Genomic DNA, 26,063 nt, shown 5'->3' with positions numbered 1-26,063 from the left:
AGTGATTTCCGTCAATACAGTTTCAAGAGTTAAATGGTCTAAGTACCGATGGAGTATAAAATGAAGAGTAATCTGATACAGCGAAAGTTGGCCGTCACATCCCTGATGTTTGCGATCCTAATCGTCCCGATCGCCGCGATATCGCAGACACAGATCAAGATGCCCAAAAATAAATACAAAGTGCAGGACGATGTGAAGATCGGGGCACAGGCATCGACAGAGGTCGAAAAGCAGTTTCCGATCCTCAATGATGGTGACGCGACTCGGTACATCGAGCGTGTAGGAGCACGCCTCGTTTCGGCGATTCCGACTCAATTTAGACAGACAGCATTTGAGTATCGTTTTAAGCTTGTTAACGCAAGCGACATCAATGCCTTTGCCCTGCCCGGCGGACCGATGTACGTCAATCGCGGAATGATCGAATCCGCACGTAACGAGGGTGAAATGGCCGGCGTTATGGCACACGAAATATCCCACGTCGCCCTTCGTCACGCCACTGCCCAACAGACTAAACAGGGAAGTTTCGGAAATCAACTTGGAATAATCGGAATGATCCTGGGTGGAGCTATTCTCGCAGGCGAAGCCGGGGCTCAACTCGGTGCGATGGGCGCTGCCGCGTGGATGACCAAATACAGTCGCGAATATGAGACACAGGCGGACGTGCTCGGTGCTCGAATTATGGCGGATGCCGGCTACGACCCTCGCGATCTGGCAAATATGTTTAAGACCATTTCAGCACAGGGCGGCGGAGGTGGCCCCGAATGGCTTAGCAGTCATCCCGATCCGGGCAATCGCTTCGAAAAGATCAATAAAGAGGCAACATTCCTAGATGTTTCGTCAAATCCGACCAAGCTGACTCGTGACTTTGAAAGGGTGCAGGCACGACTCAGGGCAATGCCAAAGGCGATGACGATGGCCGAGATCCAGAAACGCTCGCAGACAACGAGCAATCCGACCGCAAGTGGAAAATACTCGGCCAACATCGCATATCCATCGACGCGGGTCAGGTCGTATTCGGGTGGAAATTGGGTTCGGATGAACGTGCCGTCGAATTGGCGCGAGTTTCCGTCAGAAAACGCGGTTCAATTTGCTCCTGACGGAGCCTTCGGCGACCAGGGAATAACGCACGGAGTTATGCTAGGTACATTCAAAAGCCAGAATGCGAACTTGAATAACGGCACTCAGGAGTATGTCAACGGCATACTCCAGGCCAATGCATATTTGCGTCAGCGTAATAATTTTCAACGAGCCTATGTGGCGGGCCGCCAGGGATACTCGACCGTGCTCGCCGGTCGGTCGCCGGTAACGAATCGGAATGAGGTCGTAACGGTTTACACGACGCAACTCAGTAGCGGAGAGCTGTTCTATCTGGTGACCGTTGTGCCTGAGGCCGAAGCCGTACGTTATGATAATGCATTTCGCAATATCCTTGGTTCACTTCGCTTGAGCGAATAGTTGAGCCTCCGATCGATCAGCGGCCGAGCGGTAATTATACCGACTCGGCCATTTTAAGCTCCCGCGGGCGGACCGTGAACAGCATCAATGCTGCGATCAAAGAAATGAATGAGCTGAAAATAAATGCATTTGGCGCTCCGAAATTATTCCAGATCAGCCCAAATATCAGTGACGCCGGAAACACAGTTATGCCGAACGCAAGATTATAAAGGCCGAAGGCGGTTCCACGCTTCTCCGCGCCAACCATATCGGCAACCATCGCTTTCTCAACACCCTCAGTAAAGCCAAAATACACTCCGTAAACGATAAACAGGACCCAAGCGTGCCAAGGTGTATCGGCAAACGCAAATCCCAAATAAACGAGTGCATATACCAACCAACCCGCAAAGATCAGTTTCTTCCGGCCGATGCGATCGGAGAGCTCGCCGCCGATCAGGGAAAAACCGACCTTACTGAAATGCAACGTCATCCAGACTAGTGGAAGCACTGCCGGCGAAATTCCGGCCTGCTCTGCACGTAGTAAAAGAAACGCATCGGTCGAGTTTGAAAGTGTGAATACCGCTATGATGAACAGAAATCGCTTAAAATTCGGGTCAAATCCGCGTAGAGACAATCTAACCTGCGATCCGTTTGCCACGACCGTGGCAGTATCATCCCGAACAAAAAAGAAAACAACAAATAGTCCGAAAACGACAGGGAGCGAAGCAAACCAAAAGACACTCTGAAACTCCACGGCCGACGGGTTCATCGGGTCCGCAGCAAAATACGACATCAATAGGTATGCGACGATCGGGCCCAGTATCGCACCAAAATGATCAGCGGCACGATTGAATCCAAACGCAAATCCGCGTTCGGACGGTTCGACGCTTGCCGCGAGAAGTGCGTCCCGCGGTGCTCCGCGAATACCCTTGCCGACGCGATCGCCCATTCTCACGACGAGCACTTGTGGCCAAGTCGTTACGAGTGCGAGCAGCGGCCGCATTATTGCAGCAAGTGTGTATCCGGCAAAAACGGGCCATTTACGAGTGTTCAACCGATCACTCAAGTATCCTGAAAATAGCTTTAATATGCTTGCTAAAGATTCCGCAAATCCCTCGATAAGGCCGATCGCAAAAGGTGAGGCGCCCAGTGTCAGGGCAAGAAAGGCGGGAAGCAGTGGGTAGATGATCTCGCTCGACGTGTCGTTTAGGAGGGCGACAAAGCTCAACGCAAGTACATTTCGCGGTAGTTGAAAATACCGTTTCCATCGCGGTTGCTTTTCGCCTTCATCGGGACTCGCCATTTATTAGAAATTAGAAGCTATTTGGGCTGTATTCGGGCAGGGCGTTCGGGGCGTGCCGGAGCACGCGACCCAAGCCACCAAAAAGTCAGACTGCCGGCGACCCCGATCAAAAGAATAATTATGGCTACTACCACTCGAAATGCCATCTTGACCGACCTTCTCAGCATCTTAAAGGCAAAGAACGCGACGGATGCTAATACAAAAAAGAATGCAACAGCGGCAAAGACCGCGATGCCGCCGGCAGACGGGGCAACGTCAAAAAATAAGGCAGGAAATATCATCGTCGGCTCCTATCGTTGTTGGCCGCCTCGATCTGATCGATGTCCTCTTCGCTTAACTCGGACGTTTCAGTCGGCAAGGAATATTCCCCATCCGCCCACGCTCCAAAGTCGAGCATTTTACATCTTTCGGAGCAAAACGGCCGAAATTCGTTACCTGTAAACTCTACCTCTTTACCGCAATGCGGACACTTAACTATTGGCATTGTCTTTGTTCCAGACCCAAAGATTAGCATAAACGCGGTGAACGTCGAAAACGTCCGCGTCGACAAAAATCTGACCTCAAACCGCAAATATCGTTGTATTATCAATCTAGTGAGAGACCGAACAATTGACAAGCGGCTGTCGTATTCAAAATATCCGCGATCAGGGATGAAAAAATAGAATTATGAGCGAATACAAAGAAAGATTTGACCGTTGGCAGAAACGAGCGACTGAAAAGCTAGAGGAGATCGATGCCCAACTCGGCCTGAAGGAAAAGATCGAAGATGGTGCTCGCGTGGTCGTCGAGACCGCACAAAAAGGAACCGAACGCCTAAAGACCGAAGCTGAGAAGTCCGAGGTCGGCAGGCAGGCCGTGAGGGTCGCTGAGGACGTCATCAGTGCGGCAACAGACACCGCCAAGACCGCGTGGAATGTGAGCGAACCCGTGCGCGATGTAGCGGTCGGAGTCAGTGAAAAAGCCGGTGGGGTCGTCGTAGATGTTGCCGGAAAGGCCGGCGATATCTTTGACGATGCACGAGATACGGTCGAGACCAACGCTAAGCGAGTGACAAAGGTTGTCGGTTTTGGGGCTAGCCTGAGCGGAACTATCGATTCGGCCCTGCGATCACTTCAGAAGGCAGCGGATTGGGCTAAGGACGATCCGGTGCGTGCGGCCGCGACCGGCGTCTCGATGGCGATCGGGGCAGGACTCGGGGTCGTCTTTACCGGCATCAGTTCACATTGGCTGCTCAATTCGTCGATTCCGACCTGGTCGGTCAAAAAGCTCGCCGATGAGTTTGACGGTTACCTCTCTCGTCGTGAAGAGTTGATAGCAAAAGGCCATCTGTCTGAGGCCGATGCGGAGCGTATCAAGTTCGAGCGGGACATTGCCCGCCGGATCGGAGCACCGCTCCTCGGAGCGTTTTCGTTCGCCTCCGGTGCTGTTATGCTCACGAATGTCCTCAACCCCAAAAATATTACAGGTTTTCCTATTGGCTCGATAATCGGCGGCAACCCACTGCTCGAAGGCGTTTGGTTCTTCGGTAATGGAATGGTCTGCTTTAAGACAAGTTACGATTTCTTTATGATCGCTCTTGACGGCCAGGAAGACGTCGAGGATCTCGTCCGGGAGGTCAAAGGCCTGCTCCCGGCCGCTAATTGATTTGTATCGGAAACGGCACAAAGCACAGGGCAAAGATCAATAGCGTCAAGATCGCGATCACCTTACGTTTTGTATCGAGCGGGGTTAAATCAAAGGGCTCCGGATGTTTTACCCGCATCATAACGGCGAGTATGATAGCGAATAGAAATCCGCTTGGGCTGCTGTAGAGATACATCCCAAGGACAGACAGCGTTGCCATTGCAGCGAAAGCGATGCGGCCGGTCCAGAAATGGACCCTTTTGCCCAAGGCGGCATAAATGGCGTGTCCGCCGTCGAGTTGGCCTGACGGTATTAGATTGAGCGCCGTTACCAGTAAGCCGATCCAGGCCGCAAAATAAAACGAATTACCTATTCCAAATTTCAGATCGATACCAAATAGAAACGCCAGAAACCTAAACAGGAGTGGGTCCGAGAACGTCAGTCCGCCGGTCGAAAACGCTATTTGCGCCGGCGAGGCGACCTTCATAGTCGCGAGACCGATCAATGCAACGGGAATTAATGCAATAAATCCGGCTATCGGCCCTGCGACGCCGATATCAAACACGGCCCTTCTTGACGGCATCGGCGACATTATCTTGATAAATGCCCCAAACGTGCCGGCCGGGCCGATCATCGGCGGCGTCGGAAGAAAGTACGGCAATGTCGCATCGACCTTATAGATCCGACACGCGATATAGTGACCCATCTCGTGCGAGATTAGGATGAACAAAAGCGATACTGAAAAGCTCAATCCCTCAAACAGCAGGCCGTCAACGACGAAAAGGTCGGTGACCGTCTTGTAGATCATTACCGCGTATGCGACCGGTAACGTCTGAAAAAACGTCCACGCCTCGCCCGCCGTCTGCGGGTCGCCCGCGATAAAATTTGCACTGCTTCCAAAAGGATAAAGCACGCCGGCGATCGTTGCGGTGCAGAGAGTGATCAGCAGCAGAATTAAGTGCTTGACCCAAGTTCGGGCTGTCGGGCGCATTGCTGTGCGTTCCACTAAGGCCGGTGATTCAAAACTATCTTCTTCGGTCATTCACAAATATAGGTCGCGGAGAGCGGGCGTGCGGCCCGGTTTTTCTACGACCCTAAAATTCTAAATATCTATGTTTGGCCGTTAGCTGACGGCCTTAGCCGAAAGCTCTTTGCCTGGCTTAAAACGGATCGTCTTGCCCTCAGGGATGGGCACCTCGGTACCCGTTCGCGGGTTACGGCCGACTCCCCGTTTGCGGTCTTTAACGACAAAAACGCCAAAACCGCGTAGCTCGATGCGCTTGCCATTGGCGAGAGCCTCTTTCATTGCTTCGAACAGCGAATCGACGACCTGCTCAGCCTTCTGCTTCGGTACTCCGGTTCGGTCGGCAACCAAATTTACAATGTCTAGTTTGATCATTATTTCCTCCTAAATTTTGGAAACCCGGGGAGAGTCAACCGAAACTAAAACGCAGTTGCATCATAATCCTCTAAATCTACTTCTGTCAAGATTTATGTACTGTCATTCGATCAGATGTTACGCAAATTCAGAAGCCGCGAGCCGCATCGTCTTTGCCGATTCCCTCAAATTTCGTGTGCGTTGCGTAAAATGCTAAAATTAGGCGACACAATAGTGTGGTCAACTTGACCGAGAGGGTAGAAACTTATGCGTTGGAGAGATCAGCGTCAGAGCACAAATATCGAAGATCGCCGCGGTATGGGCGGTCGCACAGTCGCCCTCGGCGGTGGTAGTTTAGGGGTTTTGGTCCTGGCGATCGCGATCTATTTGTGCGGCGGCGACCCTAGTCAACTGTTACAAAATGCGCCGAATCAAGGCGGTGTTGCTGACCCCGGCGTGGCCGCTAACAAGCCCGTTGGACAGGACGATAACCGCCAGTTTGTCGGGGCAATTATGGGCAGTCTCGAGGACGCCTGGAAACAGATATTGCCGCAACAGGCAAGGGTCCGATATCAGGATCCAAAACTCGTTCTTTTCACCGGACAAGTGTCGTCAGCTTGCGGCTACGCGTCGGCGGCGACCGGTCCTTTCTATTGTCCGGGCGATTATAAGCTGTACCTCGACTTTGCCTTTTTTGACGAGCTCCGCCGCGAATTCAAAGCTCCCGGCGACTTTGCCCAAGCATATGTCATTGCTCACGAGTTTGGCCACCATATTCAAAATCTGACCGGCACGATGGACAAGGTGCAACAGGCCGGTAATAATAATCGGCTCTCGGTCGCCCTCGAACTCCAGGCCGATTGCTATGCCGGCATCTGGGCGAACTATGCCGCTAAGCAAAACCGGCTCGAAACCGGCGATATCGAAGAGGCGATCCGAGCAGCACAGGCCGTCGGCGATGATATGATCCAGAAACGAACCCAAGGCTACGTCGTACCCGATTCGTTTACACATGGATCAGCGGCACAGCGGGCGCAGTACTTCGCGATCGGAATAAAATCGGGTGATTTGCGGCAATGCTCGACCATTCGGTGATCGCTATTTTGTCCATTCGTCCGCAATATGGGCGTCAACCTTGACCGGAACCTTTTTGATATAGTCGCTCCCCGCACGGAGCATCGCCGATTCTAGTTTTGTGACGATCACGTCCGATTCCGCCGCGTCACATTCGACGATTATCTCGTCGTGGACGATATTTACAAGCTTGGCAGTGGTCCCGCGAAGGTCGTCGTGCAAAAGTCGCAAAGCCCGCTTTAAGATATCGGCCGACGTGCCTTGGATGGGCATATTCTTGGCGTACCGCTGAGCTGCTCCGAGGCTTGAACGATCATTTTCATCAAATGTGAATTTGGCTAATCGCCCGCTCTTCGTCCGCGTTTGTCGCTCGGTCATCACGTTTTTGGCCTGTGCCCTAAGCCATTCATCCATCCTCGGATAGGTCGCGAAGTATTTGCGAAGCGTGCTTTCAGCCTCAGACTGCGTGAGACCGGTCATCATCGCAAAACGTGCTGAGCCGATGCCGTAAACCACGCCGAAATTGAGCCGTTTGGCAAACGAACGCTGATCCGGCGTAACTTCCTCAGCCTTGATGCCAAAGACCTGTGCCGCCGTGGCCGAGTGGAAATCTTGCCCTGATTCAAATGCACCGATAAACTGCTTGTCGTCAGAAAAATCAGCTAATATCCGCAGTTCGATTTGTGAATAGTCGGCGATGACGAGTTTGCGTCCCTCAGGTCCACGAAAGCAACGACGGTATTCGGCCTCGTGCGGTATCTGCTGCAAATTTGGGTTCGAGCACGAAAATCTCCCGGTCGGGGCTCCGATCTGGCGAAAATCAGCGTGTATCCGGCCGGTCTTCGGTTCGATAAATTCGAGTATATTCTCGCCAAAGCTCTGTGCCGCCTTGGCGACACTGCGATATTCGAGCAATTTGGCTACGACGGGATATTTCTCGGCAAGCGGCTGCAATTCCCACGCCCGCGTTGTACTAGGCACCGGCACGCCGAGATTCAAAAGGGCATCGGTGACCTGAGCCTGTGAGTCGAGATTGATCTCCGTACGACCGAAGAGCGAAGCCTGAGCAACACCCGCGGCGAGCAGATCCTGCAATTGGTCGCCTGTCCGCTTCTGTTTAGCACGAACCTTGTCGAGCTGCTCCCGCCATCGTTCCCGATCGAGGTAAAAACCGTTCAGTTCCATTTGGGCGATCGGCATTACACACTCGTTTTCTAGATTCAGCACGTCGGTCAGTCCGTCAGAGACGATGCGTTCCTCAAGCTTTTCACGAATTTCGGGCATAATAGCCGCGTCCTTAGCGGCGTATTCGACCTGTGAATGACTCAACTCGGCCGCCGCCCAATCGCTGACCTGTTCGCTCTTATCGAGCGTTCGCCCGAGAAAGTACTGTACAACATCGGCCAGGCCGTGTCGGCGTTCACCCTCACCGGCCGATATCAGGATACTAGCGAGATATGTGTCATAGACCCCACCGACCTCCGCGTCCAGATGATGGCGGACCCATTTCGTGTCAAATTTCGCGTTGTGGGCGATCTTGGTCTGCCTTGTCGAGGCCAAAAGTGCCCGCAGCGGAGCAAGTTCGTCGGACGTGCGAAGGTCGCCGCGTTCGGCAAAGGGCTTGAGGTCGATAACCTTTGTATTAGTACCATCGCTCAACTGCACCAGCCTGAGGTCGCCTTTGTACGGGTCAAGGTTGGTCGTCTCGACGTCAAAGCCTAAGAATTTAGCATTCTGAAGCTCTTCGCAGGCAGTTTTTAGCGCCGCCGCGTCACGAACAAGCTGAAAATATATTTCCATATAAATTGTCTAAAATCGAGCTTAATTGTATCCATGATCGGTCGGGTTTGCCAATGTCCTTCGAGCCCGCCTTTGTCGCCGCAAAATCGCCCGATCGCACCGCTTGGCGGAACGATCGGGTATTTCGGTGCAGCCAAGTTTGAAAGCTATTTCAAATGCTTGTCGAGAAAGTCAGCGACCATCGGGTACAGGTCGAGGCGGTTCTTGAGTTTGGAGATGCCGTGGCCTTCGTCGTCGTATAGTTTGTACTCGACAACGGCGCCGCGGGCTTTTAGTGCTTTGACGACCTGTTCGGCTTCGGTATAGGGCACTCTCGGATCATTTTTGCCGTGGATGACAAAGAGCGGAGCTTTTATGCGATCGATCTTTTTGATCGGCGAGACCCGTCTTAGAAATTCGATATCGCGGTCAAGTCGACCGTATTCGACCTCACGCTGACGCCGGCGATAGCCCGACGTGTTGGTTAAAAATGTTTCCCAATTGACGATGCCGACGGTATTGACCGCTGCGGCCCAGAGTTCGGGGTAAAGGGTTATCGCGGCCATCGTCATATATCCGCCGTAACTGCCGCCCATCACCGCGATACGTTTCGGGTCGGCACCGCCCTTGGCCTTAAGCCATTCGGCCGCAAAGGCAAGATCCTTGACAGAATCTTCCCGTTTCTCGACGTCGTCGAGGTGAGTATAGGTTTTTCCGTAACCGGTCGAACCGCGCACATTGGTCGCCAACACGGCGTAACCCCTTGAGAGATAGTACTGATAAAGCGGATTAAAACCGGGACGCTCCTGTCCTTCGGGGCCGCCGTGGACCGAGACGATCACAGGAACCTTGTAAGCGGAGAGTCGCTGACTGCCGACAACACCGATTACCTTGGAAAAGGCGAATACGCGACCCGAATTGTTTTTCTTCCGACGATATTCGACACCCTGCGGTGGGTAATACCAAGCGGGTATCTCACGCCCGTCAAATGACGTGTACTTGATGAGTTCCGGAGCGACAAACGATTTAGGGTCGATTCCTGCCTGATCGCTGTTGGTCGCCTGTTTTAGGGTTTTATATTTTAGATCGTAGATCCATATTTCGCCACTGCTTTTTGATGAGCTGAACGAAAATGCAAGTTTCGACTCTCCGCGATCGATGGTCATACCACTGACCACGCCCTGACCCGGCAACATTATCTTTTGCAGTTTGCCGGTAAAGAATGTGATGAGCGGTTTTCCGTCCGTTTCGATCGGTTGGAGCCATAGTTCCGAAAAACCTTCGCGGTTTGTGGCGAACGCGATACTGCTCGGCGAATCGGCCATGGTGATACCTGACACGTCATTCGTCACTCCATCGATAAATCTAAGTTCACGATTCGCATCGCTCCAATCGCCAGAATTGGCGGCATTTTTGAGCCGTAGATTGGCAAGTGTGAAGAATTCGCGGCCTTCGTTAGATCCGAGCACGAGCGATTTGCCGTCGGGCAAAAAACTTACTCCGCCGTACTGTGTGGAGCCTTTATGCGGCGTCAAAAGTTGTTCTTTTCCGGTCTTCGTGTTGATTAGATATAGATCGTTATCTAGGCTTAATTCGATACGGTCTCGCGAAACGATAATCTTCGAACCGTCATTGTTGACCGCCGCGATGTTATTGTTACCGTCGTGCTGAAATAATAAATTTTCAACACCCGTTTGGATATCCATCGAATAAACGTCAAAAAATGTGCGGTTGCGTCTATTCGATGCGTAATAAATAACACGGCCGTCATTGGATACCTCACCGAAATTATGCCGGACGGTCGGTGAGTCGGTCAGTGCCTTGACACCGGTGCCGTCGGGCTTCATCCAATAAAACTGAGTATTCTCATCGCCGCCCTTCGCCTTGCCAAAGATTATGCCGCTACCGTCGCCGAGCCATTTAACAAAGCTGACGTTGTCATCGTAATTGGTTAGCTGCCGAGGTTTTCCGGATGGCAAGAGCATCGCCCAGACCTGGCTTGTGCCGGTTACATTTGTGATATACGCCATCTCACGTCCATCGGGTGACATCGTCGGTGCAGCGGCGGATCTGATATTCAGGTATTGCTGGATCGAATACGGCTGGGAATATGCCGCAACGGCAAACAATAAGATAAACGCCAACGATAATATTCTGATTTTCATTTTTGCCACCTTTGCACGGAATTAGGAAGTGTGGTCCATTATGATCCGCCAACCTTCTTTGAACTTGCGGAAAGTGAGTGTGAATTTGCCGTTAGGATTGTCCTTTTCGCGGGCCAGCGACCAGTTGCCCAAAACGACTGCCGCATTTTTGCCGAGCATCGTGATCTCGAGATCGGAAAAGGTCAAAACGCCCATTTTGGACCGCGAATCGTAACCCTTTTTGTAATTATCAAGTGTCTGTTGCCAACCCCGCGTGATCTTGGTGCCCGACACGAATGTGAGCTTATCAGATCTCCAATATCCGATCGACATAAAGGCATCGAGGTCGCCCTTGTTCCAGGCCGCCGCCTGATCATCCATCACCTTTCGGATCGCGGTCGCGGATTTGTCTGCCTGAGCGAATAGAGTTGCTGAGATGATAAGCAGAAATAGAAAGGATAGGGTCGCGGTTCTCATAATGTTGATAATGGGGCAAACAGCTTATCGAATCAAGGTTTGCGAGAGAAACTTTAGATGCTGATGGAGCAGGTTCAAAAGCACGATAAGGCCAAAAACTTAGATATATTCCTCCGCGTTCATCTGTGACCTAGACTACTATTAGGCTATTTCGAGTTTCGGGCTGCCGGGGCGAAAGTAAAGATTTGTCCAAATAAAGGAGAATGCCGATATGGCTATCACGACAAAAAGAAAACCGGACGGTTGATACAAGGCGTTAAAGGAGATTACGGCAAAAGCTGTGACCAAAATCCGCAAATTTTCAGAGATCCACAGCCAAGGCCGAGCCTCGAGAACGCCGCTCCAATTAATAACGTGCCACCATAGCAATATCGCACCAAGCCAACGCTGTTCAGTGGTCCATTTAAGTAGGTTTGAGATGACGCCGAGCATTAGAAAGACACCGACCGCGAGTTGGAGCAGTATATACACGCGTGACTTGTCGAACATCAGAGGACGGTATTTGATCTGATTTTGCGTGGTGATCTCGATCATCGGTTTGTCCGGCAAACCCCGTGGACGCCATCCGGCGGGCATAAACCAAACGCGGATCTTGTCCCAAAGGAATGGGGCCGCAACTGCGTCGCGCCAAAGGACGATGAAATAGTGAAAGTTAATATTGATCGGGTTCCAGCTTTGCGGATGATTATAGATGCCGTAAACGACCTTTTCGTTTTCCTCGGCAAACGATCCGAATATCTTGTCCCAAATGATCAGAAATTCGCCAAAATTCTTGTCGAGGTATGGAAAATTGACCCCGTGATGGACGCGATGGTGCGACGGCGTTGTGAAATACTTTTCAAACCAGCCGAGTTTACCGATAAATTCAGTGTGATGGAGAAATGCGATGAACAGATGAATACCACTCATCATATAGATGTGGAGCGGTTGAAAACCTATGAGAGCGAGTGGCCAGAAGAACAGAAATGAACTAAACCGCTGGGTCACGCTGGCTCGCAAGGCGACCATAAAGTTCATTTCCTCGGCCGAATGATGAGGCGAGTGAGCAGCCCACAGTATGTTGATCGCGTGCCCCCAACGGTGCACCCAATAAAAGATGAAATCGACGCCGAGCAGAAGCAGAATGAATGTCCACCAATTGAGCTCGATCGTAAAAAGCCGGTAATTTTCCCAAAGGCATCCGTAAATGACATAAACACCGGCGGCAACAAGTACATTCACGGTTTGATTGGCGAGGGCGGTGCCGAAGTTTGCAACTGCCTCAGGAAAATGAATGTAGTCTCGTCGGTATGCCAAACATAATCCGACCTCGATCAGCACAAAGAATAGTGCGATCGGCGTCAGATATGTGTAGATATTGGCTTCCTGCATCCTCTGTATCGATTAAGACATTTGGCCAATTGACCGTCTAAAGAAAAAGGCCGCCAATAGTGGCGGCCCGACGATCATCAGGCTCCAAAGCCATTAATTCTTGGGGGCTTTAGCGGCGTCGTACGCTGCTTGAGCGGCAACTTGTTCTTTCTGTTTGTCGGTAAGAGCAATTCCCAACTTACCCAGAGTCGCGGCATTTACACCGCCGGTCGCGTTCAGGTCATTGGCTTCCTGGTATTTCTTGATCGCGTCTTTCAGTGCGTCACTGCGTTCGCCGTTGGCTTCGCCGGTAAAGAGCTTTGCATCTTTGAGTTTATTTTGCAACGCAGTTATCTGATCCTTATTCGCCTGAAACGGAGCAGGCCGCTTCGGGCCGTCACCGGTAGATGTGGCCTTTGCATTGGTCGCTCCGGTCGTCGATGAGCCGGTGGTTTTGGACTTGGTCGTTTCTGTGGTTGCGATGCCCTTTTGCTTGTCGGTCAACGCGATACCCATTTTCTCGAGCGTTGCCTTGTCAAATTTACCGTTTTCGTCTAGGCCGTTCGCCTTTTGATACGACTTGATCGCCGGCCGTGAATCCCCATACACGCCGGTCGCTTCGCCGGAATAGAGCTTTCCGTTGATGAGGATCTGTTGACCCTGCTTGATCTGATCCTTGGTCGCCCGGAACGCCGCGGGCTTGGCAGGCTTTTCAGTAGATGCGGCAGTGGTCGTACCCGTGGTGCCCTGGCCTAATGCGGCACCGGAAAAAACGAGCAGTGCGGTTGCCAGTAACAGAAACTTTTTAAGCATAGATATCTCCTGTTTTGATCCGGTGGTATTGCTCAGAGGGCTTAGGGCCACCTTCGGTAATACTAACCGTGAATGTAAAGTGTGACTAATAGCGCAAAGCAGTATCGGACTATTTTGCCCATCTGTCAAGCGTTTTGCAGGATTCAAACGAAAACGACCGGCTGAACGCCGGTCGCAAACTGCTCTGTTAAGTAATCGGTAAAACGATGTGCCTAACTTACAAATTCCACATCGACCAGATGCGGGATAATGCCTTTTTCATAACCCATTTTGAGAAGAAGCTTTACGGCTTCGCGGCCACGGTCACCATAGTCCAGCGTTAGGTCATTGACCCACATTGCCACAAACCGGTCGGCGAGTTCGGGCTGCATATCGCGGGCAAACTGCATTGCGTAAGCGAGAGCATCTTCGCGGTTCTCCATCGAATAGACAATGCTCTGATGAAGATATTTAGAGACCTGTTTCATAAGGTCCTCGCCGAGGTCACGGCGAATGACATTGCCGCCCATCGGCAAGGGCAATCCGGTCTTTTCATACCACCATTCGCCAAGGTCGAGCACCTTGTAAAGTCCCTTTTGGTGATAGAATAGCTGGCCTTCGTGAATAAGCAGACCCGCATCAGCGTCACCTTTTTGGACAGCTTCGATGATCTCGTCAAAGGGAACAACGATATATTCAAAGTCAGGATTGTAGATGCGCAAGGCCAAAAATGCACTCGTCAGTTCACCTGGGACGGCGATCTTCATTTTGCTGATATCGTCAGCACTGCGAGGCTCTTTGGCAACCAGGATCGGCCCATATTTGTCCCCGATACTCGCTCCGTGCGGTAGCAGAGCGTATTTGTCGGATACGTACGCATACGCGTGAAAGGAGATGGCCGTCACGTCAAACACGCCATTCTTGGCGTCTTCGTTAAGCCTCTGGATGTCCCTGAGTGTGTGTTCGAACTTAAGCCCTTCGGTCTCGAGTTTGTTGGTCGCGAGCCCGTAAAACATAAATGCATCATCAGAGTCAGGCGAATGGGCGACCGTGATCGTACGAAGTTCGGGAGTGGCGTCGGATGTAACTGTCATAAATCAATTTCAGGATATGAACACATTTGTGTCATACAAAACTTCAATTCTACCGTTTTCGGCGTGTTTGGCAAATAGTGACCTGAGATCTTCGATCATATGCGTAAAAATCGGAGATGGCTCAGATGGCATATATGACGACGACAGCATTCGGCCCTTGAGTCCGTCAAAATCGAAGATCTGCAAGTTTGGGAATGTTGCCGAATCAAAGCTCTTGCCAAAAAAGCCAGTCAATTTTGCCGTATCCAAATGGTCGTGGCGAACACGGCCATAATCAGTCGCGTACCTCAATAGCAGGGCCTCGTACTCTATTAGAAATGGGGTTGTATCAAGTTGGCGTTCATTCCAGATCAAAACCACGTGCCCGTTCCGCTTGAGGATTCTCTTAAATTCCTCTCGGGCAGCATCCGGTTCGAACCAGTGAAATGCCTGGGCGGCAACAATCAGATCCGCGGACGCGTCAGGCAGCGTCGTGTCACCTGACGTCCCGTCGAGGCAAGTGAAGAGCGGGTACCCCGCATTAAGCTGAATTGCCGCCGAACGCATCACCGAGTTCGGTTCGACACCTATCACACGATTACCATTGGCTAAAAATTGTACAGACGAAATGCCGGTGCCGCACCCAATATCAACGACGACGTGAGACGCGGCCAGTCCATACTTTTCTGTCAAAAACGCAACTACCGACGGCGGATAACCGGGTCGGTATTTTATGTAGTTTTCGACGCGGTTCGAAAATCGCTCGATGGTATCTGTCATCTGGGCACCTACAACAAAATTATTCAGTTTCTCCCGCCTTGACGTCAAATTTGATCATTCACTTACCTCTTCACCTGTCCATTCGTTCTTTTTCGAATGAGGAATATCGAACTGATCGAGAATCCGATAACAGAGATGCTCGACCAGGTCGTCGATGGATCTGGGGCGGTGATAAAAGCCGGGACTGGCGGGCATAATACGGGCTCCCGCTCTCGAAAGCCGCAACATATTTTCCAAGTGAATTTCGTTAAAGGGCGTTTCCCGCGGCACTACGATCAGTTTCCGGCCTTCCTTGAGGCAAACATCTGCCGCTCTGTGTATCAAATTGGTTCCCGCACCTGAAGCAATTGCACCAAGAGTACCCATTGAGCACGGGACGATGATCATCCCCGCCTGCTTGTTAGAGCCCGACGAGGGCTTCGCCGCAAAATTATCGAGCCGCCAGTAGCGTATCAATTTCGAATTGCTACCGAGTCCTAGCCACGAATTGATCTTTGACGTGTTGGGATCGCGTAGATTCACGCCCAACTCAACCTGGGCGACAGTGGCCGCAGTGCCGGACATTATGAGATTAACCGTCTCGACAACGCCGCTTTCGGCGAGTAACTGTAGCGTTCTCTTGGCGTAGATAGTGCCGGATGCACCTGTGATCGCGACGGTGAGTTCCATATAGCTTGATATTAATCCTGTCGATCAGTTTTTGAAAGGCCGTCGCCTTTTGGACGGCTGACATTTTATTCGGGCGATCGGATAAGGTAGATTCTAGTTACGGATGAATATACAAGATATAAAAAAGGTTCTCGATGCGTTTGCGGCAAATGAACTCACAAACGATGCGGCGGCCGAACGATTGAAAGGGCTCGCATACGAAGATGTCGGCTATGCAAAGATCGATCATAACAGAGCATCGCGGCAGGGTTTTCCCGAGGTGATATTTGGTCAGGGCAAGACCAACGAGCAGATCGTCGGCATCTTCGAAAAGCTGATCGAACGCTCGCCGAATGTGCTGATCACACGGACAAATGCTTCGGTTTTTGGTGACGTTCGGAACGTTGCAGCAGACGCTGAATGGCACGCCGCGGCTGGCATCATTAGGGTTTTGCGTGACGACACGGAGCGCGGCATCGGCGAGATCGCCATCGTCACCGCGGGAACAAGCGATATCCCTGTGGCCGAGGAGGCCGCGTTGACGGCCGAGGCGATGGGCAATCGGGTCGTTCGCATCTGGGATGCGGGCGTCGCCGGAATTCATCGTATCATCTCACAGCGTGAGGTACTGCAAAATGCCAGAGTCGTGATCGTCGCTGCCGGGATGGAGGGAGCTTTGCCATCGGTCGTCGGCGGGTTGGTAAGTGTACCGGTGATCGGGGTGCCGACGAGCGTCGGATACGGAGCATCATTTGGCGGAATAGCCGCGCTGTTGGGAATGCTCAATTCGTGCTCATCAAATGTAACGGTCGTAAATATCGATAACGGATTCGGGGCGGGATTTACTGCTTCGCTGATAAATCGAAAAGCATAGACCCACCCCGCCGGTTCGTCCGATAGATCGCCTACTTGATCTCGAGTTCAAAGGGCATCAACAGCATTGCTTCGCCCTTTTGCATCCGGTCAAAGAGCGAGGCGTAGCGGAATGATCGCCTGACATCTGCGGGCAAAGCCTCCAGTATGGCCGCTCGAGTCTGCTCTTCACGCGTTTGGGCAGACGCATCGCCGCCAAAGAGCGTTTCAAGGAAAGGCCTGGGTTCGGGAAAGATGACTCGTTTTACATCCTTGTCCGCCGGTAGGTTTGCAAGTTGTTTCGCGATCTCGATCGCCTTTTCAAGTCCGCCAAATTCATCGATCAGACCGCTCTGTTTAGCCTGAGTTCCAGTCCAAACGCGTCCCTGGCCGAGTGTATTGGCATCCTCGACCGTTTTGTTCCGGCCCTTTGCAACTTTGGGAATAAAGTTGTCGAAGTAGATGCTATTGGTTTGATCGACCATCTTAGCTCTCTCCTCGGGCGTCCATTTTTCGGTCTCGCGGAATAGTCCTGCGTTTTTACCGCGCATAACATATTCGTTGGTGACGCCAAGCCAATCGTAAAGTCCCTTAACCACCGGCTTGCCCATAAATACGCCGATCGACCCCGTCACTGTCGAAGGCTGAGCCACGATCTTGTTGGCATTGCAGGCGATATAATATCCGCCGGAGGCGGCGACATCGCCCATCGATACAACTACCGGCTTTTTGGCTTTAGCGTTTTCGAGTGCGTACCACATTAGGTCGGACGCCAGTGCGGATCCGCCGGGCGAATCCACGCGAAGTACGATCGCCTTGATAGATTTGTCATTGGCCGCGTCATTGACCGCGGTGACGATAGTGTCGGATCCGACCATCTCGCCATTGATCGGGCCACTGCTCGAACGCCCGACGTTGATCGCACCGGACGCGTATATCACCGCTACACGCTCGCCCTTATTCAGACCGAGCGAGTCAGACGGGATGTCACGGTATTGGCTGCCGCGGATAGTTCGTAATTTATCGTCGGATTTGTAGCCTAGACGTGTCTTAAACTGTTCGTCCACTTGCTCACGGTATATTGCGTCGTCGATCAAGCCCTGAGTTTTTGCCTGCGTTGCGGTGTACGGGGCATTGTCGACCAAGGCTTTCACATCATCGACGGACTTTTTCCTGGTTTCGGCAATAGCCGTAGTAAATCGCGTAAAGTACTCATCGAGAAGGGCGTTTATGACTTCGCGTTGGCCATCGGACATCTCCTTTCGCGTATATGCGTCGGGCGCATTTTTATATTTGGGCCCGATCTGTATTACGTCCGCCTCGACACCGAGCTTGTCCAATGACCCCTTGTAAAACATCGCTTCGGCGGCAAACCCATTAATGTATAGATCCCCGGGCGGTGCGACAAATATCTTTTCCGCGGCCGTGGCAATGTAGTATTCGCGGTTGGTCCCGATCTCCAAATAGGCGTAAACAGGCTTACCGGATCCCCTAAGGTCCGTTATCGCATCTCTGAGCTCATCGGCCTTGCCCCAGCCGATGCCGGGAAAATTGATATCTAAAAGCACTCCGCCGATACGATTGTCGACCTTTGCCTTGCGGATCTGGGTCATAAGGCTAGTAAATGACTGCTGTTGACCGATGCCGAGGGCCTTGGTCAACTGGTCTTCAGGAACGTAGTCCGGCAATGCGCCCGAGACGCTGAGTACCAGTACGCTGTTATCCGGTACCGACGGGCGCCCCATTGTGTCAGCGAACAGGGCGATCGCAATAATGCCGATGATCAGGACGACAAATAAAAGTCCGCCGCCGATCAGGAGAAATTTTGCAGTTTTTGACGTTGCCATAGGTTGATATGAAAACTAAATTACGGGCAAATTACAATTTATCCCGCGAGTATGATTATACGGAGAAGTGCACTCGAAGGTTCTGAAGGGCCGATTCACTTTTCGACCTGCGAAACGATCAGGTTAAAGATTCCTAACGCCTTAGATCTAACCTCGACAATTTTTAGGCCGGACATCTCGGCCGTCTCTGCAGTCCGCCGATTGAAATTATCGTCGATCATCTTAACGGTCAAGCGTGTAAAAAGGTCAAAGGCATTACCAAGTATACCCGGTGGACGCACGTGTTCGAACAATACGACACGGCCGCCCGGCTTAACGACCCGTATCAGTTCGCGAAACGCCATCACCGGATCGGGGATCGAACAGAAAACCAAGGTTGCGAACGCGGCATCGAACTGATTTGGCGGAAACGGCAGACGTTGGGCGTCGGCCTGGGTAAGCAGTATGGTCGCTGTCTTTTCTCGTGCGTAATGGAGCATCCCGGACGAAAGTTCGCTGGCGATCGCCAGTTCGCACGGTGGATAATGCTCAAAGTTGGCTCCCGTGCCCGCGCCGACTTCGAGCAATGTACCGTTTTGCGGAAGTTCCGCGATAGTTTCCCGACGGGCGTTGGCCAGGTAGAGCCTTTCGAACGGCCTAATTAGGCGATCGTAATAGGCCGCAAACTTGTCGTCGATGGGCTTCATTTAGACTAATCTACACCAACTGCGACTATTGGAAAAGGTGACAAAATGGACGTGAACGACCGCATTAGGCTATATTGAAAGTTTATGGGTAAGAAAGGTTCGATACTCGTTTGTGACGACGAAGAAATAATGCGTGATGTACTTGAGACGATCCTCTCGGGTGCAGGCTATAAGGTCGATCTTGCCAAAACCGGCGAACAGGCGATCGAGTTGTACGAACACCGTCCGTACGATCTGGTTTTGATGGACGTTTCGATGCCGGGGATGGGTGGGCTGACGGCCCTCGAACATCTGGTGCGGATCGACAGTGAGGCCGCTGTCCTTATGGTTACTGCCTACGCGACGTTCGATACGGCGATCTCCGCCTGGGAGAAGGGTGCGGCGGGCGTGATCCGGAAGCCGTTTCAAAACGAACAGATACTTGCCTTGATCGCGAAAGGGATCCGGGGCCGCCGAAACGAAGAGGAGCGTAAATCGCTGCGTCAGGCAATGTCGCGGTCAGTCAAGCGCGAGGGGTTTATTGGTCGCTCGGATGTGATGGAGGTCGTGTTCCGCCTTGTGGATCGGGTCGCACCGGCTCGTTCTACGGTCCTTATAACTGGCGAGAGCGGAACCGGAAAAGAACTTGTCGCGAAGGCGATACACGAAGCCAGCCCGCGCGCCGATGAACCATTTGTCGCCGTCAATTGCTCCAATATTCCCTCAGAACTGCTCGAATCGGAGCTTTTTGGGCATACTCGCGGAGCCTTTACCGGTGCGGTGGCGGCCAAAAAAGGTCTTTTTGAGGTCGCAGACGGCGGATCGATCTTTCTGGACGAGATCGGCGATCTGCGCCCGGAACTACAGGTCAAACTTCTGCGTGTCATACAGGAACGTGAATTTACGCCACTTGGCGACACGGCACCCTTAAAGGTCGACGTCCGGATAATCGCCGCAACCAATATAGATCTAAAGGAAGCAGTCAAGAACGGAACATTTCGCGAGGACCTCTACTACCGATTATCGGTCGTTCCTATCGAACTGCCGGCGTTGCGGGACCGCCGCGAAGACATTTTGCCTCTCGCTCAGCATTTTATTCGGAAATATTCGGAGGAAAATGCCCGCCAAATATCCGAGCAACTTTCGCCTGAGGTACTCTCTCTGTTAGAGAATTATTACTATCCGGGCAACGTGCGCGAACTCGAGAATATTATTGAACGGGCCGTGGTAATTGCACAAACCGATGACGTGACGGTCGATTGCCTCCGTCCGGAGGTTAGCGACCCGGCACGTGCTCTGGATATGATCAAGCGGACAGAGGGGAGTTCCGGCGAGATAGATATCGCCCGCGGAGTCAACTTTTATGATGAGATCAAAAAGTTTGAGATCGACCTCATCAGACGTGCACTTGACCAGACCGGCGGACACCAGTCGCGGGCCGCTCGACTTCTGGGGTTGAATGCAACGACACTTAATTCTAAGATCAAGACCCACCATATTCCGACCAGGACATAGCGATCCCATATCGCCGAAACATAAGTGAATCTGATCAATGCTGGCTCGTAATATGCTAAGACGTTATACATCATTCGTGCTTTTGCCAGAAACAAATTGTTGGGCCGATCTTGTACAAACTACGAGATTTTGAAGAAAAGTACATTACCCTATAACATCCGCTAAAAATCCAATTCAAAACCCTAATGTTTGCATCGCTTTAAGGGCAAAAACCGTATGGCACGGTATTTGACTACTAACCGTTGATACTAGTGCCACATTTGTCGCATAGAGATTGTCATAGTTTAATTTTCACTTTTTGGAGGAGCACAATGAAGAGATTCATTCTAGGATTTTTCCTGGTAATTCTCGCAACGTCAATTGCGATGTCGCAAACGACAACAGGACGCCTCTCAGGAACCGTTTCAGGTCCTGACGGAGTTCTGCCGGGAGCCACAATAACGGCGACCGACGTTGCGACTGGAAAAAGCCAGACAACAGTTTCGAACGGTGAGGGAGCATATTCGTTCCCGCAACTCGAATTCGGAACATACACAGTTAAGGTAACTTCAGCGGGGTTTAAGGCCTACGTTGCAAGTTCAGTTAAGATCGACGTCGGCCGCGATTACTCGCTGAGCCCGGCGCTCGAAGTCGGTGCCATCGAAGAGACGGTAACTGTTACCGCCGGCGCCGATGTGATCACGGCAAATACGGCACAGGTCAGCAACACGATCAGTCCGCAGCAGATCCTTTCGCTGCCGCTACTCACGCGTAGCCCGCTGTCGCTTACGACACTGCAGGCCGGTGTTGCCAGTAACTCAGCCGCAAACACAACGATCAACGGAATGCGTACCACGTTCACGAATATTACCCGTGACGGTATCAATATTCAGGATACGTACATTCGTTCGAACGCAACGGACTTTGCCCCTGGCCGTCCGTCGGTGGATGACACCGCTGAGTTTACGATCACAACCACAAACTCTGAGGCAGATCAGGGCTCAGGTGGTGCTCAGATCCGTCTCGTGACACCGCGCGGCACCAAGGATTTCCACGGTGCATTATTTGCGTACAATCGAAATTCGGCATTTGCCGCAAACAGCTTTTTTAACAACCGCAGCCGCAATGCTGACGGGACGTCAAATATGACTGTCGCGAAAAAGCCTTCATTTCGAAACCGTAACCAGTTTGGCGGCAAGATCAGCGGACCGATGCCGGTTCCCGGATTTGGCGAAGGAACTCCGGTTTTCTTCAAGGATCGCGGATATTTCTTTTTTGCTTATGAGGGTATTCGTGATCCGCTTAGCACTGCTGCTTCCAGAACGATCCTGACACCGGGTGCCCGTAATGGAGCATTCAGCTGGAATCGTACAAATGGCACGGATATTTCGCCCTATTGTGCATCGCAGACGGTCGGTAGTGTCTGCACGATCCCGAACATTTTAACGTTCGCGCGTTCGTTCGGCGGTAACTTCCTGACGATCCCCGCGGTGGTTGATCCGATCATCCAGTCACGCGTCATCAGCCTTTTGCCGGCATCTAGTAACTTTACCGGCGGCGACGGCCTAAATACTGCCGGATACCGTTTCCTCCGACGTTCGGACCAGACGCGTGACCAGTACTCGTCGCGTTTCGACGTGGACCTTTCGGAAAACGATTCGATCCTCGGTGTTTACAACTACAATAAGGAATCGAACCTCCGTCCGGATGCTGATACAACGGCATTCACGGTGATTCCGCAGGTAAACCAGTTGTCGGTCAACAAGCAGTTGACCCTGGCGTGGAGACACGTATTCAGCTCGAATTTTGTCAACGAATTTCGCGGCGGTATATTTACCAGCGAAGTCCCGTTCGACAAGACCGACGCCACACCGGCGTATTACTTTGCGCTGCCTCTGGTGACCAATCCTGAAAATACGTTCCTTTCACAGGGCCGTAACACTAAGGCATTTAACTTCCAGAGCAATGCGGACTACATCTGGAAAAGCCACACGATCCGCTTTGGCGGACAGGCTCAGATCTTCCGCGTAAATGCGTACAATGATGCTGCGATCGTTCCGACGGTCAGCTTAAGCAACACGAATACGGGAGTCGCTCTGGCAACCACCAACTTCGCCGGACTTGGCGGTATCAGTACCGGACAACTTGGTTCGTCCAACGGAATGCTGGCCCTCTTTGGCGGCGTGTTTAACTCAGTCGCACAATCATTTAACATTGCGGATGTCAGCCGCGGATTCGAGGCTGGCGTTCGTCAATACCAACCGTTCCGTAATGAGAATCACGCAGTGTATCTCTCGGATCGCTGGGCAGTGACCCGCAACCTTACGCTCTCGTTGGGTATGCGTTACGAGTTGTTCCCGGGCCTTCGCATTAACAACGGACTCGCACTCGAGCCGCTCATCCCGGACGCGGCAAATATGAACTCTTCGCTGTTGAGCCTGAGCGGCACATCCGGTGTCGTTGGTACAAACTCAGGACGCAAGAATGCGTACTACAAGACCGACTACAATAACTTAGCCCCGAATCTAGGTATTTCGTGGTCGCCGAGTTATGAAAAGGGCTTAGGTAAGTTCCTGTTTGGCGGAGCCGGCAAATCGGTACTCCGTGGTGGTTATAGCCAGATCTATGGTAATGACTCGATCATCACCTCGATCAACAACGCCGCTGTCGGTAATCCGGGCTTGGCTCGTACCGCAGTTTCGCTGCTGAACCTCAACGGACGTGTGTCGACGGCGATCCCGACGGTTGCTCCGCCGACGTTCATTACCCCCCCGCGAACCTGGTTGCAGAACAATGCAGTCGGTGTCGGCAACTTCTTCGGTACGGTCTTCGCGATCGATCCGGAATTGAAGTCGCCGCGCGTGGATCAGTACAGCTTTGGTTTCCAGCGTGAATTCTTTGGCAACACTGCCTTTGAGGCTCGTTACGTTGGTAGCCGCAGCGGCAACCTTGTTCGAGGTATCGATATCAATCAAGTCGATATTATGAACAACGGTTTCTTTGCTGATTTTGAACGAGCTCGTGCCAACTTTGCACTGACAGGAAATGCTTTCTGCGCAATTGCAGGTTGCCAGGCTCTGACTATCTTCCAGTCGGGTGCCGGTAGTGCCGGACGACTGGGCGTTGGAACGGGCGGCCTTGCTTTGGCCACCTTTAACTCCAACCTTCAGAACGGAACACCAGCTGATCTGGCATTGTCGTACATTAACAATACGACTAACTTGAACAACCACCCGTCGTCGGCAAATCCGACCTTGGTGCCGTTTGTCAGGCTCCTGCCGAATCCGGCTGCCGGTGCTATCGATGTGATGCTTAACGATGCGAACTATCGTTACAACTCGCTTCAGCTCGAGATCCGCCGCCGTTTTACGAGCGGTCTTTACTTCCAGGCTAATTACACGTTCTCAAAGAACTTGACGAATGCCGTCGGCACGTCGCAGGCTCTGTTTGAACCGTATCTGGATAACAATCGTAAGGAACTCGACAATAGCCGTGCTGATTATGATCAAACTCACGTTTTCAACTTTAATGGTGTTTACCAGATGCCGTTCGGCAAGGGTAAAATGTTCATCAATAAGGGTGGAATCGCTGACAAGGTCTTCGGCGGTTGGGAAGTGTCAGGCTTGATGCAGTGGACCTCGGGTGCTCCGATCACTTTCGTTGATACCCGCGGAACGTATAACCGCAGTGGACGTTCGGCTCGTCAGACACCGTACTCGTCGTTGACCAACGATGAGATCCGTGCGTTGATGGGTACGTTCGAACTGAACAATAACATCTACTGGATCAATCCTTCGATCATCAGTGCACAGGGTGCAGCCTCAAACGGCTTTGGAACTTCGTTTGCAGGACAAGTGTTCTCCAATGTTAATCCGGGTCAGACCGGCAATATTGGCCGAGCAATTGTAAATGGTCCGAAGTACCTTAACGTCAATGCCGCATTGTTGAAGAACATCCGATTCACCGAATCGATCCGTGTTCAGATCCGTGCCGAGGCATTCAACTTGCTGAACAACGTGAACTTTGTTCAAAATACGACGCTGCCGAATATCAACAGCTCGTCCTTTGGACAGATCACGGGTGAGTACGGTCCGCGTACGATGCAGTTTGCAGCACGCTTTGAATTCTAATTTGGGCATTATGCCAATTTGCAGTCTGCCGAACCTAGGTTCGGCAGACTTTTTTATTTAGATTTGGCACCGCCATCTGTAATTTGGGTATACTCTAGTCACCGCGCAGAGTATGGCGAAATCGCAACCATCAGCCGAAGGACATCTATCGCTGACTCCTATGGGAGCGGGCGATCTCATCGACCGTGCGGTTCGGTTTTATCGCAACAATTTTGGCACATTTGTAATGATCGCGACGCCGCCGGTGCTGGTTGGGGCATTGTTTTCGGTTGTCTGGACTCTTCTCGGCAGAGCTCTGTTTTCGCCGGGCACATCGGCTGGGTCGGACGAACAAGTCACTTACTTTCTTTTCAATGGGTTTGGGGGTGCCGTCATTTGGCTAGTTGAGACGATCGTGACACTGGTTGTAATGGGTGGTGCTTCACGCAATTTTGTGCGGCATCTGCTGTTTGCCGAGCCGATCTCATTTAAGGAAACGTATCGAAATACCGCGAGTCGTTTCGCCGGTCTGCTTGCCGCGTCGACCGGCATTACCTTTACCCTTGGAACCATCGGTTTTATTCTTTTTTATTTTGGACTGATTATTGCGACGATTGCTATTCTCGTTGTCGTTGCGGCGATGGCGTCGATACCGTTGGTCGCGTTTATAATTTCGGTCTTTGTCGGTGGGGGGCTGATATATTTAGCACTTTGGCTGTTTTTTTTGATAGCATCGCGATTTGCATACGTGCCGCAGGTGATGCTGGTTGAGGGGCAAGGTGTCTTCGCGGCAGTCGGCCGAAGTGCGACGCTTGCGAGCGGCAGTGTTAAGCGTCTGATGGCCCTTTTTATTTTCACAACGGTGGCCACGTATTCGGCACTGGCGATCCTATACGTGCCGCTGGCCTGGTATGCGTGGGGTGCCGGAGTTGAATTGATGGCGTTTGATGCCACGGTGATCCCGGCGTGGTACGAGATCGCATACAATATGATCTGGCAGATCAGTTTCATTTTGTTGTCTCCGGTGTGGACCGCGGGCTTGTGCCTGCTCTACGTCGATGAGCGCGTACGGTCCGAAGGCTACGATATCGAGTTGATGGCTGCCCGCCATCTCGGTGAGATCCCGGCGGTGCCGCGAACGTATTCTAATCCCCTGCAACCGGCGATCGGTTCGGCCAACGTCACGGCAAATGCCGCACCGGCAGCAAAGCGAAATTCGATGCTCGGTCTTGATCAATAGA

The 26,063-nt window shown here is 52.0% G+C and carries 22 protein-coding genes; 7 read left to right on the top strand and 15 right to left on the bottom strand.

The annotated features are described in order from the left end of the window. Positions 1-60 precede the first annotated feature (60 nt). Positions 61-1,455: a M48 family metalloprotease gene (locus IPQ00_11905; protein ID MBL0241261.1), complete on the top strand. Its 1,395-nt coding sequence runs from the start codon at positions 61-63 to the stop codon at positions 1,453-1,455. Positions 1,456-1,489: 34 nt separating this feature from the next. On the opposite strand, the gene IPQ00_11900 is transcribed toward IPQ00_11905, so the two are convergent. Genes IPQ00_11900 through IPQ00_11890 form a run of 3 tightly spaced genes read right to left on the bottom strand, consistent with a single transcriptional unit; the run spans position 1,490 to position 3,221 of the window. Then, entirely contained in the window at positions 1,490-2,737 is a 1,248-nt protein-coding gene (locus tag IPQ00_11900; protein ID MBL0241260.1) for an MFS transporter, read from the bottom strand. 17 nt (positions 2,738-2,754) lie between these two features. Further along, the gene (locus IPQ00_11895) at positions 2,755-3,018 is read right to left on the bottom strand and encodes a hypothetical protein (protein ID MBL0241259.1); all 264 of its coding nucleotides are present in this window, start codon (positions 3,016-3,018) and stop codon (positions 2,755-2,757) included. Next, positions 3,015-3,221 (bottom strand): DNA gyrase inhibitor YacG, encoded by a 207-nt coding sequence (locus IPQ00_11890; protein MBL0241258.1) that lies wholly within the window; start codon positions 3,219-3,221, stop codon positions 3,015-3,017. Before IPQ00_11890 ends, IPQ00_11895 begins: the two co-directional genes overlap by 4 nt. A gap of 182 nt (positions 3,222-3,403) precedes the next feature. Between IPQ00_11890 and IPQ00_11885 the strand changes: the two genes are divergently transcribed. Further along, positions 3,404-4,381 (top strand): hypothetical protein, encoded by a 978-nt coding sequence (locus IPQ00_11885; GenBank protein ID MBL0241257.1) that lies wholly within the window; start codon positions 3,404-3,406, stop codon positions 4,379-4,381. On the opposite strand, the gene IPQ00_11880 is transcribed toward IPQ00_11885, so the two are convergent. Next, on the bottom strand, positions 4,374-5,402 hold the full coding sequence (locus tag IPQ00_11880) for a site-2 protease family protein (protein MBL0241256.1): 1,029 nt from the start codon (positions 5,400-5,402) through the stop codon (positions 4,374-4,376). The two genes, IPQ00_11885 and IPQ00_11880, sit on opposite strands and share 8 nt — an antisense overlap. Positions 5,403-5,483: 81 nt before the next feature. Further along, positions 5,484-5,759, bottom strand: a complete 276-nt coding sequence (locus IPQ00_11875) for an integration host factor subunit beta (protein MBL0241255.1) — start codon at positions 5,757-5,759, stop codon at positions 5,484-5,486. Positions 5,760-6,005: 246 nt separating this feature from the next. Between IPQ00_11875 and IPQ00_11870 the strand changes: the two genes are divergently transcribed. Further along, on the top strand, positions 6,006-6,833 hold the full coding sequence (locus tag IPQ00_11870) for a zinc metallopeptidase (protein ID MBL0241254.1): 828 nt from the start codon (positions 6,006-6,008) through the stop codon (positions 6,831-6,833). A gap of 3 nt (positions 6,834-6,836) precedes the next feature. Here IPQ00_11870 and IPQ00_11865 read toward each other — a convergent pair whose 3' ends face one another. From IPQ00_11865 to IPQ00_11830, 8 genes are all read right to left on the bottom strand, one after another. Continuing rightward, positions 6,837-8,612: a hypothetical protein gene (locus IPQ00_11865; protein MBL0241253.1), complete on the bottom strand. Its 1,776-nt coding sequence runs from the start codon at positions 8,610-8,612 to the stop codon at positions 6,837-6,839. A gap of 146 nt (positions 8,613-8,758) precedes the next feature. Next, entirely contained in the window at positions 8,759-10,756 is a 1,998-nt protein-coding gene (locus IPQ00_11860) for a S9 family peptidase (GenBank protein ID MBL0241252.1), read from the bottom strand. Between the two features lie 21 nt (positions 10,757-10,777). Next, complete coding sequence (locus IPQ00_11855; GenBank protein ID MBL0241251.1) at positions 10,778-11,212, bottom strand: DUF4440 domain-containing protein; 435 nt, start codon at positions 11,210-11,212, stop codon at positions 10,778-10,780. Between the two features lie 141 nt (positions 11,213-11,353). After that, positions 11,354-12,583 carry a sterol desaturase family protein gene (locus IPQ00_11850; GenBank protein MBL0241250.1) on the bottom strand — a complete coding sequence of 410 codons (1,230 nt, stop codon included), beginning with the start codon at positions 12,581-12,583 and terminating at the stop codon, positions 11,354-11,356. A 93-nt stretch (positions 12,584-12,676) separates the two neighbouring features. Continuing rightward, complete coding sequence (locus IPQ00_11845) at positions 12,677-13,375, bottom strand: peptidoglycan-binding protein (GenBank protein ID MBL0241249.1); 699 nt, start codon at positions 13,373-13,375, stop codon at positions 12,677-12,679. 212 nt (positions 13,376-13,587) lie between these two features. Then, the gene (locus tag IPQ00_11840; GenBank protein MBL0241248.1) at positions 13,588-14,448 is read right to left on the bottom strand and encodes an ABC transporter substrate-binding protein; all 861 of its coding nucleotides are present in this window, start codon (positions 14,446-14,448) and stop codon (positions 13,588-13,590) included. Positions 14,449-14,457: 9 nt separating this feature from the next. Continuing rightward, on the bottom strand, positions 14,458-15,207 hold the full coding sequence (locus IPQ00_11835) for a class I SAM-dependent methyltransferase (GenBank protein MBL0241247.1): 750 nt from the start codon (positions 15,205-15,207) through the stop codon (positions 14,458-14,460). Between the two features lie 54 nt (positions 15,208-15,261). After that, positions 15,262-15,876 carry a UbiX family flavin prenyltransferase gene (locus IPQ00_11830; protein ID MBL0241246.1) on the bottom strand — a complete coding sequence of 205 codons (615 nt, stop codon included), beginning with the start codon at positions 15,874-15,876 and terminating at the stop codon, positions 15,262-15,264. Positions 15,877-15,979: 103 nt separating this feature from the next. Here IPQ00_11830 and larB point away from each other — a divergent pair, with 103 nt between their 5' ends. Next, a complete protein-coding gene (gene larB / locus IPQ00_11825) occupies positions 15,980-16,729 on the top strand; it encodes a nickel pincer cofactor biosynthesis protein LarB (GenBank protein ID MBL0241245.1) in 750 nt (249 codons plus the stop codon). 31 nt (positions 16,730-16,760) lie between these two features. On the opposite strand, the gene sppA is transcribed toward larB, so the two are convergent. After that, positions 16,761-18,554 (bottom strand): signal peptide peptidase SppA, encoded by a 1,794-nt coding sequence (gene sppA, locus IPQ00_11820; protein ID MBL0241244.1) that lies wholly within the window; start codon positions 18,552-18,554, stop codon positions 16,761-16,763. Positions 18,555-18,649: 95 nt separating this feature from the next. Next, positions 18,650-19,240, bottom strand: coding sequence for a methyltransferase domain-containing protein (locus tag IPQ00_11815; protein MBL0241243.1), 591 nt, complete (start codon positions 19,238-19,240; stop codon positions 18,650-18,652). A gap of 84 nt (positions 19,241-19,324) precedes the next feature. Between IPQ00_11815 and IPQ00_11810 the strand changes: the two genes are divergently transcribed. From IPQ00_11810 to IPQ00_11800, 3 genes are all read left to right on the top strand, one after another. Beyond that, the gene (locus tag IPQ00_11810) at positions 19,325-20,734 is read left to right on the top strand and encodes a sigma-54-dependent Fis family transcriptional regulator (GenBank protein ID MBL0241242.1); all 1,410 of its coding nucleotides are present in this window, start codon (positions 19,325-19,327) and stop codon (positions 20,732-20,734) included. 311 nt (positions 20,735-21,045) lie between these two features. Continuing rightward, a complete protein-coding gene (locus tag IPQ00_11805) occupies positions 21,046-24,843 on the top strand; it encodes a carboxypeptidase regulatory-like domain-containing protein (GenBank protein MBL0241241.1) in 3,798 nt (1,265 codons plus the stop codon). A gap of 112 nt (positions 24,844-24,955) precedes the next feature. Beyond that, entirely contained in the window at positions 24,956-26,062 is a 1,107-nt protein-coding gene (locus IPQ00_11800) for a hypothetical protein (GenBank protein ID MBL0241240.1), read from the top strand. Position 26,063: the final 1 nt, after the last annotated feature.

This window comes from Chloracidobacterium sp., from assembly GCA_016720705.1.
Lineage (GTDB): Bacteria > Acidobacteriota > Blastocatellia > Pyrinomonadales > Pyrinomonadaceae > OLB17.
Note: the sequence above shows the minus strand (reverse complement) of the source record. Positions and strands in the feature narration are given on the sequence as shown.